Origin of the sequence: Pseudomonas entomophila (assembly GCF_029478665.1) — a bacterium.
Taxonomy (GTDB): Bacteria; Pseudomonadota; Gammaproteobacteria; order Pseudomonadales; family Pseudomonadaceae; genus Aquipseudomonas; species Aquipseudomonas entomophila_F.
Genome location: NZ_JARPQB010000001.1, coordinates 245,654 through 260,749 on the forward strand (window position 1 = coordinate 245,654; position 15,096 = coordinate 260,749).

At 64.7% G+C, this 15,096-nt stretch carries 15 protein-coding genes; 9 read left to right on the top strand and 6 right to left on the bottom strand.

Annotation, left to right across the window (positions count from 1 at the left end):
* Positions 1-349: 349 nt before the first annotated feature.
* Positions 350-1,132 (top strand): AraC family transcriptional regulator, encoded by a 783-nt coding sequence (locus P5705_RS01220; RefSeq protein ID WP_277459125.1) that lies wholly within the window; start codon positions 350-352, stop codon positions 1,130-1,132.
* Here P5705_RS01220 and P5705_RS01225 read toward each other — a convergent pair.
* Positions 1,120-2,007, bottom strand: coding sequence for a LysR family transcriptional regulator (locus tag P5705_RS01225; RefSeq protein ID WP_277459126.1), 888 nt, complete (start codon positions 2,005-2,007; stop codon positions 1,120-1,122). The two genes, P5705_RS01220 and P5705_RS01225, sit on opposite strands and share 13 nt — an antisense overlap.
* Before the next feature lie 203 nt (positions 2,008-2,210).
* Between P5705_RS01225 and moaB the strand changes: the two genes are divergently transcribed.
* Positions 2,211-2,750 (top strand): molybdenum cofactor biosynthesis protein B, encoded by a 540-nt coding sequence (gene moaB / locus P5705_RS01230; protein WP_277459127.1) that lies wholly within the window; start codon positions 2,211-2,213, stop codon positions 2,748-2,750.
* Positions 2,751-2,863: 113 nt separating this feature from the next.
* On the opposite strand, the gene P5705_RS01235 is transcribed toward moaB, so the two are convergent.
* A complete protein-coding gene (locus P5705_RS01235; RefSeq protein ID WP_277459130.1) occupies positions 2,864-3,763 on the bottom strand; it encodes a bestrophin family protein in 900 nt (299 codons plus the stop codon).
* Between the two features lie 21 nt (positions 3,764-3,784).
* On the bottom strand, positions 3,785-4,789 hold the full coding sequence (gene moaA, locus P5705_RS01240) for a GTP 3',8-cyclase MoaA (RefSeq protein WP_277459131.1): 1,005 nt from the start codon (positions 4,787-4,789) through the stop codon (positions 3,785-3,787).
* A gap of 255 nt (positions 4,790-5,044) precedes the next feature.
* Between moaA and P5705_RS01245 the strand changes: the two genes are divergently transcribed.
* Positions 5,045-7,372 (top strand): FdhF/YdeP family oxidoreductase, encoded by a 2,328-nt coding sequence (locus P5705_RS01245; protein WP_277459132.1) that lies wholly within the window; start codon positions 5,045-5,047, stop codon positions 7,370-7,372.
* 124 nt (positions 7,373-7,496) lie between these two features.
* Here the strand turns inward: P5705_RS01245 and P5705_RS01250 are convergent, their stop codons facing one another.
* Positions 7,497-7,955: an Lrp/AsnC family transcriptional regulator gene (locus P5705_RS01250; protein WP_277459133.1), complete on the bottom strand. Its 459-nt coding sequence runs from the start codon at positions 7,953-7,955 to the stop codon at positions 7,497-7,499.
* 154 nt (positions 7,956-8,109) lie between these two features.
* Between P5705_RS01250 and P5705_RS01255 the strand changes: the two genes are divergently transcribed.
* Positions 8,110-9,291 (top strand): trans-sulfuration enzyme family protein, encoded by a 1,182-nt coding sequence (locus P5705_RS01255; protein ID WP_277459134.1) that lies wholly within the window; start codon positions 8,110-8,112, stop codon positions 9,289-9,291.
* A gap of 61 nt (positions 9,292-9,352) precedes the next feature.
* Here the strand turns inward: P5705_RS01255 and P5705_RS01260 are convergent, their stop codons facing one another.
* Positions 9,353-9,589, bottom strand: a complete 237-nt coding sequence (locus P5705_RS01260) for a DUF465 domain-containing protein (protein WP_240063690.1) — start codon at positions 9,587-9,589, stop codon at positions 9,353-9,355.
* A 117-nt stretch (positions 9,590-9,706) separates the two neighbouring features.
* Between P5705_RS01260 and P5705_RS01265 the strand changes: the two genes are divergently transcribed.
* The 5 genes from P5705_RS01265 to P5705_RS01285 all read left to right on the top strand — a co-directional run bounded on the left by P5705_RS01265 (position 9,707) and on the right by P5705_RS01285 (position 14,401).
* A complete protein-coding gene (locus tag P5705_RS01265) occupies positions 9,707-10,072 on the top strand; it encodes a 5-carboxymethyl-2-hydroxymuconate Delta-isomerase (RefSeq protein WP_277459136.1) in 366 nt (121 codons plus the stop codon).
* A 162-nt stretch (positions 10,073-10,234) separates the two neighbouring features.
* Positions 10,235-11,872 carry a phosphoethanolamine transferase gene (locus P5705_RS01270; protein ID WP_277459137.1) on the top strand — a complete coding sequence of 546 codons (1,638 nt, stop codon included), beginning with the start codon at positions 10,235-10,237 and terminating at the stop codon, positions 11,870-11,872.
* A 100-nt stretch (positions 11,873-11,972) separates the two neighbouring features.
* On the top strand, positions 11,973-13,106 hold the full coding sequence (rnd, locus tag P5705_RS01275) for a ribonuclease D (RefSeq protein WP_277459139.1): 1,134 nt from the start codon (positions 11,973-11,975) through the stop codon (positions 13,104-13,106).
* Positions 13,103-13,396 carry a YcgL domain-containing protein gene (locus P5705_RS01280; protein ID WP_277459141.1) on the top strand — a complete coding sequence of 98 codons (294 nt, stop codon included), beginning with the start codon at positions 13,103-13,105 and terminating at the stop codon, positions 13,394-13,396. The genes rnd and P5705_RS01280 overlap by 4 nt, the downstream gene beginning before the upstream one ends.
* A gap of 72 nt (positions 13,397-13,468) precedes the next feature.
* Complete coding sequence (locus P5705_RS01285) at positions 13,469-14,401, top strand: D-2-hydroxyacid dehydrogenase (protein ID WP_277459143.1); 933 nt, start codon at positions 13,469-13,471, stop codon at positions 14,399-14,401.
* 65 nt (positions 14,402-14,466) lie between these two features.
* Here the strand turns inward: P5705_RS01285 and P5705_RS01290 are convergent, their stop codons facing one another.
* Positions 14,467-15,060, bottom strand: coding sequence for a nitroreductase family protein (locus tag P5705_RS01290; protein WP_277459144.1), 594 nt, complete (start codon positions 15,058-15,060; stop codon positions 14,467-14,469).
* Positions 15,061-15,096: the final 36 nt, after the last annotated feature.

A 15,096-nucleotide genomic window follows, 5' to 3' on the forward strand; every position in this document is an offset into this window, starting at 1 on the left:
GCAGGTCTGATGTCACGATGCGGCTTGGTCGGCCGCGCTCTTGTAGGTCATGGGGCGGCTTGCGTGGGGCATAGAGTGGGCTGATCGGGGCGTTGGTTCTTGATGGTTTTCTGCAGAGAGAGTGACGAAATCGGCACAGTTGAAGAAAAGGCTGGCGGATTGGGGGGGCGGCTGGATAGGCTGGATTGCATGCCCGGCAAGGGCTGGAGAGATGCAGTGGCAGCGCTGGCCCTTTCGCGGGGCAAGCCCGCTCCTACAGGTGCGGCGCTTGCCTCGAGATCGCCGCGATCCCTGTAGGAGCGGGCTCGCCCCGCGAATAGGCCGGTACCGTCACCGGAGAACCGATTCAATGTCACGCGACTCACTGGCAACCCTGTACCAGACCCTCGACCAGCACCGCCCCGAATCCCTGGAGGCTTTGCTCAATGGTGTGGTCTGGCTGTTGCCGATGCTCGATGTGATCACCAACGCGGCGATCTTCATCAAGGATGACCAGGCCCGCTACGTGCTGGCCAACCGCACGCTGGTCCAGCGCTGCGGCCTCAAGCAGTTGCAACCCTTGCTGGGCAAGACCAGCGCCGAGGTGTTCCCGGCACGGCTGGGCCCTGGCTACACCGAGCAGGATCGTCGAGTGCTGGAGCAGGGCCTGGTGCTGGAGGATCAACTGGAACTGCACTTGTACGGCAGCCGCGAGCCGGGCTGGTGCCTGACCCACAAACGCCCGTTGCATGACCCGAGCGGCAGGATCATTGGATTGGTGGGCATTTCCCTAGACCTGCAATCAGCCGCCGACACTCACCCCGCCTACCAGCGCCTGGCCGCCGTGGATGCGCATATCCGCGCGCACTTCCACCAGCCGATCAGCATGGGCGAGTTGACCCGTCTCGCCGGGATCTCGGTGGCGCAGTTGGAGCGCTACTGCAAGCGGGTTTTCCACCTCACGCCCCGGCAGATGATCCACAAGGCTCGCCTGGAACACGCCCACCAACTGCTGCACAGCGACTTGCCGATCATCGAAGTGGCGCTGCGTTGCGGCTATACCGACCACAGCGCGTTCAGCCGACAGTTCAAGCAACTGACCGGCTTCACCCCCAGGCAGTACCGGCAGGCCACGACAGGTCAGGAAGCCTGAAAGAGTGCGCGAGCTTCGTCGAAGCACTGCTCGGCAATCGCCGACCGAGGTTCGCTGCGGCGCAGCAACAGGCCGACCGGGCTGTGGATGCTGGCGTCGGCCACGGGGATGATACGCATGTGCGCGCTGAGCGCTTCCAGCCCGCAATCCAGTGGCATGATCGCGCAGCACACGCCGGCGTTGATGGCCTGGATCAGTTGGAAGGTCGAGTCGCTTTCCAGCACTGCGTTGGGCTCCAGGCCGCGGCTGCGGAAACTCAGGTCCAGGGACTGGCGGTAGTGCATGCCCTTGCTCAGCAGGCCCAGCGGGATCTCGCCGAGTTCATCCCAGCGCAGCGTGTCGGTGTCGAAACCGAAGTGCCGGGTGTCGTGCAGCAGGCCCATGGTGGTGGTGCTCAACTCGATCACTTCGAAGAAGCTGGCATTGACCTGGTCGAGGTAGCAGATGCCCAGGTCGAGCTGGTTGCGGCTCAGGCCGTCGATGATCTGTTCGGAGCTCAGCGACGAGAGCTGGAAGTTCAGCTCGGGGTATTTTGCGCGCAGGGGCATCAGCAGTTGCATGGGGTTGAAGCTGGCCAGCGGCACGGTGCCCAGGCGCAGGCTGCCGACCACCTGGCCGCGGCAGCTGGCGGCCTCGGCCTGCAGCCCGTCATGGGCGGCGAGCAGGGTGCGGGCCCAGGCCAGGATACGTTCGCCGGCTTCGGTGAAGCCCTCGAAGCGCTGGCCGCGCTTGACCAGCACCAGGTCGAGCTCATCCTCCAGGTTGCGCAGGCGCATGGACAGCGTGGGCTGGGTGATGTGGCACAGCGCCGCGGCCTGGCCGAAGTGGCGGGTCTGGTCGAGGGCGATGAGGAACTTGAGCTGCTTGATGTCCATGGGGCGGCCTGGCGAGCGGGGTGGGCGGGTTCCGCGACCTTAACCAACTCCGCGCGGGCTGGCCAATCTTTAATGGTGACCGCTTGATAGAGGGCGTTGATCATGCGGTGATAGAGCCCCTTGATCATGTGGTTCGTCCTATCGATTGGACGCTGCCGGGGCTTGGTTCTAACGTGGTGCGTTGACCATCCTGGAGCAGACCCATGAGTGTGAAACCGGATGCGGTGTTCGTGCCGCTCAACATTGCCGTGCTGACCGTCAGCGATACCCGCACGTTTGACAACGACACTTCCGGCGAGCTGCTGGCCACGCGTTCAGTGCAGATCGGCCACCGCCTGGTCGACCGGGTGCTGCTCAAGGACGACCTGTACAAGATCCGCGCCCAGGTCGCCACCTGGATCGCCGACGAGCAGGTGCAGGTGGTGCTGATCACCGGCGGCACCGGCTTTACCGGGCGCGACAGCACGCCCGAGGCGGTGGGTTGCCTGCTGGACAAGCGTATCGATGGCTTTGGCGAGCTGTTCCGCGCGCTGTCGATTCTTGATATCGGCACTTCGACCGTGCAGAGCCGGGCGTTGGCTGGGTTGGCCAACGGCACCCTGGTGTGCTGCCTGCCGGGTTCGACCGGCGCTTGTCGCACGGCCTGGGAGGGGATCCTGGCCGAGCAGCTGGATGCGCGGCACCGGCCGTGCAATTTCGTGGCGCACCTGAAGCCGATCGCGGCCTGCGAGAGCCGCGGCTGACCTCTGTAGGAGCGGCTTTAGCCGCGATGCAGACACCGCAGCGTGTGGCACCCGCGTCGCGGGTGATCGCGGCTGAAGCCGCTCCTACAGAGGCCTGCCAAGGCCTGGCTGCATCAACTCAGCACATGATCCACCGGCTCCAGCGCCGGTGGCAGCGGCTCATGCCCCAGCGCCGCCAGCACATCGCGCTCGATGGTGCGCACCATGGCGTCGGTCGGCAGGTCGTTCTCATCGCGCCCGAACGGGTCTTCCAGTTCGTTGCCGATCGCATCCAGGCCGAAGAACGTGTAGCTGACGATGGTGGTGAACAGCGGTGCCAACCAGCCCAGCGGCTCGGCCAGGGCGAACGGCAGCAGCAGGCAGAAGATGTAGATGGTGCGGTGCAGCAGCAGGGTATAGGGGAACGGCAGCGGCGTGCCCTTGATCCGCTCGCAGGTGGCCTGGACCTCCGACAGGCCGGTCAGGCGCTGTTCCAGCACGGTGTAGCGGAACTCGCTGATCGCGCCCTCCTTTGCCAGCCCTGAACATTGCGCGCCGATTTCGCGCAGGATGCCATCGCAGACATTGTGCGCCGTGACCTGTGCCTCTTCAGCCAGCCAGGTGCGGGCCAGGGGCAGTTCTTCCTCGTTGCGCAGCCGGGCGTTGAGGGCATGGGCAAAGCCACACAGGCTGCGCAACATCCGCGCGCGCAACTGTTCGTCCTCGATCACCACGCTCTCGCGTACGAACGAGCGCACCTCGATGATCATCCTGCCCCAGGCCTTGCGCCCCTCCCACCAGCGGTCGTAGCAGGCGTTGTTGCGAAAGCTCATGAAGATTGACAGCGACAGCCCGAGCAGGGTGAAGGGGGTGGCGCTGACCGGATAGAACAACGCCGGGTAGTGGCGCTCGATGAGCACGATCAGTGCCGCCAGCAGGGTCACCCCCAGGCAGCGCAAGGCAATGCGCTGGACGATCGAACCTTTGAGGGTGAACAGCACACGCAGCATGTCGGGGCGTGGGTGGACGATCAAGGCGGTTCCAGAGGCGGCCGATCAGCCGCCGGTCATGTTCATGAAACGCAGGATCTGCACCTCGCCGCCCACTTCGAAATGGTGGCGGTAGGGCTTGAGCTGCATGGCGTCGCGGATGGCCTTTTCCAGGCGCGCAGTGTCGCCGGGGTGCTGGCGCAGGACCTGCTTGAGGTCCACGGAATGCTCGTTGCCCAGGCACAGCAGCAGGCGGCCTTCGACGGTCAGGCGCACGCGGTTGCAGGTGGCGCAGAAGTTGTGGCTGTGGGGCGAAATGAAGCCGACCCGGGTGGTGGGGGCTTCGGCCAGGCGCCAGTAACGGGCCGGGCCCTGGGAGGATTCGGCCGACTCGACCAGGGTGAAGTGCTCGGCCAGGCGGTTGCGCACATCGTCGCTGGAGCAGAAGGATTCCCCACGCTCATGCTCGCTGATCACGCCCAGTGGCATTTCCTCGATGAAAGAAATGTCCAGTTCACGGTCGATGGCGAAACGCACCAGGTCGACGATCTCGTCGTCGTTGCGGCCCTTGAGCACCACCGCGTTGAGTTTGGTGCGGCGGAAACCGGCGGCACGCGCGGCGTCGATGCCGGCGATCACCTGCTTGAGGTCGCCGGTGCGGGTGAGGGCGCGGAAGCGGTCGGGGTCAAGGCTGTCGAGGCTGATGTTCAGCCTGGAGACGCCGGCATCGAACAGCGGTTGTGCCAGGCGTGGCAGTTGCGAGCCGTTGCTGGTCAGGCACAGTTCGCGCAGACCGGGCAGGGCGGCGATACGCCCGCACAGCTCGACGATGCCCTGGCGCACCAGCGGCTCGCCACCGGTCAGGCGGATCTTGCGGGTACCCAGGGCCACGAAACGCTCGGCGACCTGATACAGCTCTTCGAGCGAGAGGATCTGCTGGCGCGGCAGGAACTGCATGTCCTCGGCCATGCAATAGACGCAGCGGAAGTCACAGCGGTCGGTGACCGACATCCGCAGGTAATCGACTTTGCGGTTGAAACCGTCGACCAGGGCCTGGGGGTTCTTTTCCACGTTCGCGCTCGGCTGTGAAGGGAGTTGGGGCGGCGAAAAGCCGCAGACAAGGTTCAAGCTATTACTTGCGTCCCCTGGCGTCAAATTGCTTTCCCCGACCATTCGATCAGTCTCCTCTATCACGGCCCCAGGCCCTGCAAGCCGTGGCTTTGGCGCCATGATCGAGACGGTTTATCACGCCTTCACTTATTTCGATTGGACGCACCCGGGGCCGGTTCTTAGGCTGGAAAAAACACCGCGCGGAACATACAGAACATGAGCCAGGACGAACACATCAGGGACTACAAGGGGCCGGCCGCCGGCTGGGGCGCGCTCAAGAGCGTGACCAAGAGCTGGCTGGGCAGCGAGAACGCCTTCAAGAACCTGCGGGCCATGCTCAAGACCAACCAGAACGGCGGCTTCGACTGCCCCGGCTGCGCCTGGGGCGAGTCGCCGGAAAGCGACATGGTCAAGTTCTGCGAGAACGGTGCCAAGGCGGTCAACTGGGAAGCCACCGGGCGCTCGGTGGACCCGGCGTTCTTCGCCAAGTACAGCGTCAGCGCGCTGCTCGAGCAGACCGACTACTGGCTGGAGTACCAGGGCCGCCTGACCCACCCGATGCGCTACGACGCGGCCACCGACCATTACGTCGAGACCAGCTGGGACGAGGCCTTCGCCCTGGTCGCCAAACACCTGAACGGCCTCGCGTCGCCCGACCAGGCCGAATTCTACACCTCTGGCCGGGCCAGCAACGAGGCGGCGTTCCTCTACCAGCTGTTCGTGCGTGCCTACGGCACCAACAACTTCCCCGACTGCTCGAACATGTGCCATGAGGCCAGTGGCGTGGGCATGGCCGAGACCCTGGGCGTGGGCAAGGGCACCGTGGTGTTCCATGACCTGGAACTGGCCGACGCGATCTTCGTCATCGGCCAGAACCCCGGCACCAACCACCCACGCATGCTCGAACCGCTGCGCGAGGCGGTCAAGCGCGGTGCCCAGGTGGTCTGCTTCAACCCGCTCAAGGAGCGTGGCCTGGAGCGTTTCCAGCACCCGCAGCACCCGTTCGAGATGCTCAGCAACGGCTCCGAACCGACCAACACCGCCTACTTCCGCCCAGCCCTGGGCGGCGACATGGCGGCCATGCGCGGGATCGCCAAGTATCTCCTGCAATGGGAGCGCGAGGCACAGTTGAACGATGAGCCGCCCGTGTTCGATCACGCCTTCATCGCTGAACACACCAGCGATGTCGAGGCCTACCTGGCCGTGGTCGACGCCACGCCCTGGGAACACATCGTCGAGCAGTCCGGCCTGAGCAAGGCCGAGATCGAGCTGGCCGCGCGCATGTACCGCAAGGCTGAGCGGGTAATCATGTGCTGGGCCATGGGCGTCACCCAGCATCGCCACTCGGTGCCGACCGTGCAGGAGATCGTCAACCTGCAACTGCTGCGCGGCAACGTCGGCAAGCCGGGTGCCGGCCTGTCACCGGTGCGTGGCCACAGCAACGTGCAGGGCGACCGCACCATGGGCATCGACGAGAAACCCAGGACACAACTGCTTGATGCCATCGAAAAGCGTTTCCAGTTCAAGGTGCCGCGCGGGCATGGCCATAACGCCGTGCTGGCGATCAAGGCCATGGAGGAGGGGCGGGCCAAGGTGTTCATCGGGCTGGGCGGCAACTTCGCCCAGGCCACTCCGGATACTCCGCGCACCCACGCGGCGCTGCGCAACTGTGAGTTGACCGTGCAGATTTCCACCAAGCTCAACCGTTCGCACCTGGTCACTGGGCGAGATGCTCTGATCCTGCCGTGCCTGGGGCGCACCGAGATCGATATCCAGGGCGAAGGCCCGCAAGGCGTGACGGTGGAGGACACCTTCAGCATGGTGCACATCTCCCACGGCCAGTTGAAACCGCGCTCGGCGCACCTGCGTTCGGAGCCGGCGATCGTCGCCGGCATGGCCAAGGCGACCCTGGGCAACAAACCGATCGACTGGGAATATGCCATTGCCGACTACGGTCGCATCCGCAGCATGATCGCCGACGTCATTCCGGGCTTCAGCGAGTTCAACGAGCGCCTGCAACACCCCGGCGGTTTCCACCTGGGCAACAACGCCGCCGATCGCAACTTCCGCACCGCCACCGGCAAGGCACGTTTCACGCCCAGCCCGTTGCCGGAGCAACTGGTCAACGCCCAGGTGCTGGCCCGTGGCGACAAACCCGACCTGATCCTGCAGACCCTGCGTTCCCACGACCAGTACAACACTACGTTGTACGGGCTGGATGACCGCTATCGCGGTGTGTTCGGCCTGCGCGAGGTGGTGTTCGTCAACGAGGCGGACATCCGCCGGCTGGGCTTCGAGCCGGGCGAGCAGGTGGACTTGGTATCGCTGTGGGAGGATGGCCGCGAGCGGCGGGTGTCGGGGTTCCGCCTGGTGGCCTATGACGTGCCGCAAGGGCAGGCGGCGGCCTACTACCCGGAGACCAACCCGCTGGTGCCGTTGGAGAGCTATGGCGAGGGGACCTACACGCCGACCTCGAAGTTCGTCGCGATCAAGCTGGAAAAGGCCAAGGCCGGCAACCTGATCCAGGCGTCATCCACGGATTGATCGCCGTCTCTGTAGGAGCGGCTTTAGCCGCGATGCAGGCACCGCGGTGCCTGCCACCCGCTTTGCGGGTGATCGCGGCTGAAGCCGCTCCTACACGTCAGGGTGAATGATTCGATCACCAGGATCAGCGATACACCGGATATGCCGTGGTGTATTTCATCTGCTCCATGGCAAAGCTCGAGGTGATGTTCGACAGCCCGTCGGTACTGGTGATCAGCTTCTTGTAGAAGCGGTCGTATGCCGCGATGTCGCCCACCACCACCCGCAGCATGTAGTCCCAGTCACCGGACATCCGGTACACCTCCATCACTTCCTCGAACGCCGTCACCGTCGCCGCGAACTGTTCCAGCCAGGCACTGTCGTGGCGCTGGGTCTTGAGCTGGACGAACACGGTCAGGCCCAGCCCCAGGCGCTCGGGGTCGAGCAGGACGACACGGCCACGGATGTAGCCTTCCTCTTCCAGGCGCTTGACTCGCTTCCAGCAGGGGGTGGTCGACAGGTTGACCGCCTCGGCCAGGTCCTTGAGCGAGATCGAGGCGTCGCGCTGCAGCAGGGTGAGGATGTGCTGGTCGAAACTGTCCATGGCGTGGCGGGGCTCGAATCGGGAAAAAGTTTCCAGAGATTAGCGATTGCGCAGCGTTAATGGAATCTGACTGTCGCCCTTGGAGAAATGACCGTTCTCAACGGCGCTTGCCCGCCACGGATATGAGATAGTTGCGGTTTTCCACCTTCAGTCAATGGACCCGACCATGTCCGACAAGCCGCGCAATTTCGCCACCCGCACCATCCACGCTGGCGAGCAGTCCAGCGTTGCCGACAATGCCATCTTCCCGGCCATCGTCACCTCCAGTTCGTTCATCAAGCGCGGCCTGGACGACAACCCGGAGTACGCCTACAGCCGCGTCAGCAACCCGACCCGACACGCCTATGAAACCTGTGTCGCCGCACTCGAGGAGGGCGTCGGCGCGGTCGCCTGCGCCTCGGGCGTCAGCGCCACCGCCACGGTGCTGGAGCTACTGTCCAAGGACGCCCACGTGGTGGTGATGAACGGGGTCTACGGCGGCACCTTCCGCCTGCTGGAAGACTACCGCGGGCGCACCTCCGGCCTGACCACCACCTACGTCGACCTCAACGACATCGACGCCGTGGCCGCGGCGATCCGCCCCGACACGCAACTGATCTGGATCGAGTCGCCGACCAACCCGCTGCTGCACCTGGTGGATATCAAGGCGGTGTGCGACCTGGCCCGTGCCCGTGGCGTGATGACGTGCATCGACAACACCTTCTGCTCGCCGTGGAACCAGCAGCCGATCACCCTGGGCGTGGACCTGGTGATGCACTCGGCGAGCAAGTACATCGGCGGCCACTCCGACCTCACCGGTGGCGTGGTGGTGGCGGCCAACCATGAACTGCTGGCGCGGTTGCGCAAGATCAGCATGGCGGTCGGCGCGATCCAGGGGCCGTTCGACTGCTACCTGGCCTTGCGCGGGCTCAAGACCCTCGACGTGCGCATGGAGCGCCAGAGCGCCAATGCCCTGCGTGTGGCGCAGTTCCTCGAGCATCACCCCCAGGTCGAGCAGGTGTACTACCCCGGCCTGGAAAGCCACCCGCAGCATGCGCTGAGCAAGCGCCAGATGCGTACCGGCGGTGCGGTGGTGGCGATGCGCATCAAGGGTGACCGGGCGGCGGTCAATCGCCTGGTCGAGGCGCTGTCGATCTTCGTCCTGGCCGACTCGCTGGGCGGCGTGGAGAGCATGATCAACCATTCCTGGAGCATGTCGCACAACTCGCTCAGCCCGGAGCAGAAGGGCGTGATGGGCATCAGCGAGAACCTGGTGCGGCTGTCGATGGGGATCGAGGACTACCGCGACCTGATCGAGGACCTGGATACGGGGTTGAAGGCGTCGGCTTCTGTGTGATGGCTGCCAGCCCCTTCGCAGGTGAACCCGCGAAGGGGCTGGCAAATGTTCTGAGTCTTGGTCAGGACTTGGGCGGATGGACGATCCGTTCGATCTTGTCCTTGAGCAGCAGGCGCTCCTTGCGCAGCAGGTTGACGGTGTCGTCGTTGGTGCCGTTGCCTTCGGCGGCCACCACTTCCTTGTCCTTGGCGTTGTATTCCTTGTGCAGCTTGTGCAGGTCGTGGTTCTTGTCGATGAGGGCCTGGAACTGGTCGGCGGTCACGTGCAGGTCTGCGAGCAAATCATGCGGAACTGGCATTTGTTCACCTCTTTCAGGGGTTGGTAGACGAGCCTGAACCATGAGGATAGCCGCCTTTGCCACTTTGCGTGACTGGGGTAGGCTGTCGCACATCCTCCCGCGACCGGAACCCGCGCCATGCCTCACCTTAACCTGGAATACAGCGACAACCTGCGCCAGCTGAATGTCGATCAGTTGCTCCTGCGCCTGAACCACGCCCTGGTCGGCAGCGGCCAGTTCGCCGACGAGCTGGACATCAAGAGCCGCGCCCAGGCCTTTGCCCAGTACCGTGTCGGCACTGCGCCGGGTGAACGCGCTTTCGCCCATGTGCGCCTGGCGATCCTCAGCGGGCGCTCGGAACAGGTCAAGAAGCAGCTCTCCGGCAGCCTGCTGGAGGTACTCCACGAAGCCATTCCCGCCGAAGCCGGGCTGGACATCCAGCTGTGCGTCGAGGTGCTCGACATCGATCGCGAGCCCTACGCCAAGCTTCACCTGGCTGGCTGAACAAACGCTGAATGAAACTTGTTTAATCGATAAAAGACGCCTTCCCACCAATTGTTGGCGTCTTTTTCACAAAAAATTGATGCTACGCTTTCTAGAGTTCGGCCAACTTCCCAGAGTGCCTTCCCGGTGCGCTGGCCGCTGACAACTCTCATTGCGAACACCATGCTGAAATTCAAATCCCTGCGGACTGAATGGGTCACGCTGCTGGCCAGCCTTTACCTGTTGATCGGCCTGAACACCTTTCTCTGGGAACACCTCGAATCCATCGTGCCGCCCGGCATGGTGGGGCTGTGGCTGAGCCTGGCGTTCGCCGTGCTGATGTTGTTCGCGTTCAACCTCGTGTTGACGTTGTTGGCCTTCCGTTATGTATTGAAACCGGTATTGATCCTGTTGTTCATGAGCGGCGCGGGCGTGGCTTACTTCATGAATCAATATGGCGTGCTTATCGACGCGGGCATGTTCCGCAATATCGCCGAAACCAATGTCGCGGAAGTTCGCGACCTGCTGTCGATCAAGTTTGCGCTGTATATCCTGTTGCTCGGTGCCGTACCCTCCCTGCTGGTCTGGAAAGCGCCCATTGCCTACCGCCCCTGGCACCGTGAGCTGCTCGGCAAGCTGGTGGTCAGCGGCGCGTGCGTGGCGGCGCTGGGGTCGGTGGCGCTGGTCAACTACCAGGGCCTGTCCTCGTTGTTTCGCAATCACCACGAACTGCGCCTGATGCTCACCCCTAGCAATATCGTCGGCGCCTCGATCGGTTATGTCCGCGAGCAGATCGGCACGGCCGCGCACCCGTTCCAGGCCTATGGCGAGGATGCCCGGCGCGACGCCGCCTGGCAGCACCATGAGCGCAAGTCGCTGACCGTGCTGGTGGTGGGCGAAAGTGCTCGGGCGGAGAACTTCGGCCTGCTTGGCTATGCCCGCGATACCACGCCCAGCCTGGCGAAGGAGCAGGGGCTGCTGAGCTTCACCGATGTCCACTCCTGCGGCACCGAGACCGCCGTGTCGGTGCCGTGCATGTTCTCCGGCATGGGGCGCAAGGACTACGTCGCCAGCGTGGCCAAGAACCGCGAGGGCCTGCTCGACATCCTCCAGCGCGCCGGCCTGGCCGTGCAGTGGCGCGACAACCAGTCCGGCTGCAAGGGCACCTGCGATCGCGTGCAGTTCATCGATGTCAGCAACCTCAAGGACCCGGCCCTGTGCGCCGATGGCGAATGCCATGACGAGATCCTGCTGCAGGGCCTGGGCGAGCTGATCGACAACCTCGACAAGGACACCGTGCTGGTGCTGCACCAGATGGGCAGCCACGGCCCGGAATACTTCAAGCGCTACCCCGGCGGTGCCGAGCCGTTCACCCCGGTGTGCCGCAGCAATGCCCTGAACCAGTGCAGCCGTGAAGAGATCATCAACGGCTACGACAACACCCTGGCCTACACCGACAAGGTCCTGTCCTCGCTGATCGACACCCTGCGCAGCAAGCAGGACAAGGTCGACACCGCGATGATCTACCTTTCCGACCATGGCGAGTCACTGGGCGAGTACAACCTGTTCCTGCACGGCACCCCCTACGTGATGGCGCCGGATCAACAGAAGCACGTGCCGCTGCTGGCCTGGTTCTCCGACAGCTACACCCAGGACTTCGGCCTGGACACCGACTGCATGGCCAAGCTGCGCGACGCACCGCTGTCGCAGGACAACCTGTTCCATTCCATGCTCGGCCTGCTGCAGGTGCATACCGAGGTCTACCAGCAATCGCTGGACATGTTCGCCAGCTGCCGCCCATGGCTGGCAGCCGGCCGCTGACCGTACCAACGGTCGGCACCAAGGATGGCGTGGCTTGCGAGGTTTCACCCAGAGCGTCCGCGCCGTATATACTGCGCGCCAATGTAAGTGGGAGAGCCTCGTGGCCATCGAAATTCACTGGATCCGTGACGACCAGACCCTGGCCGAGCATTGCCAACGCTGGCACAAGCTGCCTTTTGTCGCGCTCGACACCGAATTCATGCGGGTCGACACCTTCTACCCGAAAGCCGGCCTGGTGCAGATCGGCGACGGTAATCAGGCTTTCCTCATCGACCCGTTGCTGATCAGTGACTGGCAGCCGTTGGCCGACCTGCTCGACGACAGCCGCGTGGTCAAGGTGCTGCATGCCTGCAGCGAAGACCTCGAAGTGCTGTTGCGCCTGACCGGCAAGCTGCCCCAGCCGCTGTTCGACACGCAATTGGCCGCCGGCTACCTGAACATCGGTTTCTCGATGGGCTACTCGCGCCTGGTGCAAGAGGTGTTGGGCCTTGAGCTGCCGAAGGGCGAAACGCGCTCCGACTGGTTGCAGCGCCCGCTGTCGGAAACCCAGGTCAGCTATGCCGCGGAAGATGCCGTGCACCTGGCCGAGCTATTCAGCGCCTTGCGCCCGCGGCTGTCGGACGACAAGTACGCCTGGGTGCTGGATGACGGCGCCGAACTGGTCGCCGCGCTGCGCCGCGAAGTCGAGCCCGAGACGCTGTACCGCGACGTCAAGCTGGCCTGGAAACTCGGCCGCCAGCAACTGGCCGTACTGCGTGAGCTGTGCGCCTGGCGCGAGCGCGAGGCCCGCAGCCGCGATGTGCCGCGCAACCGCATTCTCAAGGAGCACTCGTTGTGGCCCATGGCCAAGAGCCAGCCCGACAGCCTGCCGGCGCTGGGTCGAATCGACGAGATGCACCCGCGCACCATCCGCCAGGATGGCGAGTTCCTCATCCAGCTGATCAAGCGCGCCGCCGCCCTGCCACAGGATCAATGGCCGGCGCCGCTGCCCGAGCCGCTGCCGATCGAAGCCTCCGGCATCCTCAAGCGCCTGCGCGCCATCGGCCAGGCCGAAGGCGAGCGCCTGCAGATTGCCCCGGAGCTGATGCTGCGCAAGAAGACCCTCGAAGCCCTGCTCAAGAGCGGCTTCCCCAATGGCCCCTATCAATTGCCCGAGTCGCTGCGCGGCTGGCGTCGCGAGCGCATGGGCCAGGCCCTGCTGGACGACCTGGCGGGCGCCGGAGACAAGCAATGAAACGAATCTGTTCGATCTACAAGAGCCCGCGCAAGAACGAGATGTACCTCTACGTGCTCAAGGCCGATGGCCTGGAGCGCGTGCCAGAGGGGCTGCTGCCGTTCTTCGGCACGCCGGTGCATGCCTTCGACCTGGTGCTCAGCCCCGAGCGCAAGCTGGCCCGCGAAGACATCGCGAAAGTGCTGTCGAACCTCGACAGCCAGGGCTACCACCTGCAGATGCCACCGCCGGACGACGACTACATCGAGCACCTGCCCGAAGAGTTGCTGCGCCGCAACGACCCGGCCTGATCCGCAGCGCCTTTCTTTGTCGTGGCCCGCTTGCCGGGCCACATTTCGTTGTCTGCCAAGGTTGTGTTTCACATGCGTGTTCTGATCGCTGAACAGGATCATGCCAACTACGCTCGCCTGCTGGGCGAGGCGGCACCGGACCTGGAGGTCCTGACCAGTGGCGATTCCGCCGAGCTGGCGCGCCTGGCCTGCGACTGCCCGGTGTGGCTGGGCCAGCCGGACCTGCTGGCGAGCCTGTTGCGCCAGGGCCACAAGCCGCAGTGGCTGCAGTCGACCTGGGCCGGTATCACGCCGCTGCTGGCCAAAGGGCTGCCGCGCGATTATCGGTTGACCCGGGCGGTGGGCATCTTCGGCCAGGTGATGGCCGAGTACATGCTCACCTACATGCTGGTGCACGAGCGCGAGGTGCTGTCGCGCCTGGTCAGCCAGGTCGAGCGCCGCTGGGATGACCGGCCGGGTCGTACCCTGGAAGGGCGCCGGGTGCTGATCGTGGGTACCGGAGACATTGGCCAGCGCGTCGCCGAGTTCCTCGTGCCATTCGGCGTGACGTTGCATGGCGTGGCCAGCAGCGCCCGCGAGCAGGCGCCGTTCGTCGAGGTGGTGGGGCTGGACCAGTTGCCACGCATGGTCGGCCAGGCCGACTACGTGCTCAACCTGCTTCCCGATACGCCATCCACCCATGACTTGTATGACGCGACGCTGTTCAAGTGCTTCCAGCCCAGCGCACTGTTCATCAACGCCGGGCGTGGCGTGGCGGTGGTCGATGCCGACCTGGTCGAGGCGCTCAAGCAAGGCCACCTGGCCGGCGCGGTGATCGACGTGTGCCGCCAGGAGCCGTTGCCCCAGCGCCACCCGTTCTGGACCGCCTGGGGGTTGCTGCTGACCGGGCACAGCTCGGCACCGACCTCGCCGGCGGCGATGGCGCGCTTGTTCGTCGAGAATGTGCGGGCGTACCAGGCAGGGCAGGGATTGCGTGGCGAGGTGGATTTCGCGCGCGGGTATTGAGTGTTCGCCGGCAAGCCGGCCCCTACGCAAGCCGGTAGGAACCGGCTTGCCGGCGAACCCCCTCGTTACAGGCTGAACTCACCTTCCGCGGCCAGCTCGCTCAGTGGTCGGCGCGGGCTCGGTACTTCACGGGCCTGCAGCCCTTCGGCCAGGGTCGCCTTGTCGCCCAGCTTGCCGATCGCCACCATCGCGTGCAGCACGTAACCTTCGGGGATCTTCAGCTCACGGCGTGCCAGTTCCTGGTCGAAACCGGCCATGCCATGGGTGTGCCAGCCGCTGATGCTGGCTTGCAGCGCCAGGTGGCCCCAGGCGGAGCCGGTATCGAAGGTGTGCCAGAGAGCGGGCTTTTCCTCATCGGAGCCTGGGGCGGCAAAGGTGGTCTTGGAGATGATCAGCACCAGCGCCGAAGCGTGCTGCGCCCAGCTGCGGTTGAACTCGTTGAGGATACTCAGGTGGCGCTCCCAGTTCGGCGTGTCGCGGCGGGCGTAGAGGAAGCGCCAGGGCTGCGAGTTGTAGGCCGAAGGCGCCCAGCGTGCGGCCTCGAGGAAGCTCAGCAGGATCTCCTGGCTGATCGGCTCGCCGGTGAAGGCGCGTGGCGACCAGCGGTTGATGAACTGCTCGTTGATGGCGTAGTCGGCGATGCGAGGGTTGGCGCTCATGGGTGCTCCTGCGAGAGGCGGGGGGAAACTCCGCAC

Excerpts from the sequence above, each read along its gene's own strand:
- P5705_RS01250 (WP_277459133.1), bottom strand. The coding sequence starts at position 7,955 with ATGGACAGTTTCGACCAGCACATCCTCACCCTGCTGCAGCGCGACGCC.
- P5705_RS01245 (WP_277459132.1), top strand. The coding sequence starts at position 5,045 with ATGAGCCAGGACGAACACATCAGGGACTACAAGGGGCCGGCCGCCGGC.
- P5705_RS01225 (WP_277459126.1), bottom strand. The coding sequence starts at position 2,007 with ATGGACATCAAGCAGCTCAAGTTCCTCATCGCCCTCGACCAGACCCGC.
- P5705_RS01260 (WP_240063690.1), bottom strand. The coding sequence starts at position 9,589 with ATGCCAGTTCCGCATGATTTGCTCGCAGACCTGCACGTGACCGCCGAC.
- P5705_RS01265 (WP_277459136.1), top strand. The coding sequence starts at position 9,707 with ATGCCTCACCTTAACCTGGAATACAGCGACAACCTGCGCCAGCTGAAT.
- P5705_RS01280 (WP_277459141.1), top strand. The coding sequence starts at position 13,103 with ATGAAACGAATCTGTTCGATCTACAAGAGCCCGCGCAAGAACGAGATG.
- P5705_RS01285 (WP_277459143.1), top strand. The coding sequence starts at position 13,469 with ATGCGTGTTCTGATCGCTGAACAGGATCATGCCAACTACGCTCGCCTG.
- P5705_RS01290 (WP_277459144.1), bottom strand. The coding sequence starts at position 15,060 with ATGAGCGCCAACCCTCGCATCGCCGACTACGCCATCAACGAGCAGTTC.
- moaB (WP_277459127.1), top strand. The coding sequence starts at position 2,211 with ATGAGTGTGAAACCGGATGCGGTGTTCGTGCCGCTCAACATTGCCGTG.
- P5705_RS01270 (WP_277459137.1), top strand. The coding sequence starts at position 10,235 with ATGCTGAAATTCAAATCCCTGCGGACTGAATGGGTCACGCTGCTGGCC.
- P5705_RS01255 (WP_277459134.1), top strand. The coding sequence starts at position 8,110 with ATGGACCCGACCATGTCCGACAAGCCGCGCAATTTCGCCACCCGCACC.
- P5705_RS01220 (WP_277459125.1), top strand. The coding sequence starts at position 350 with ATGTCACGCGACTCACTGGCAACCCTGTACCAGACCCTCGACCAGCAC.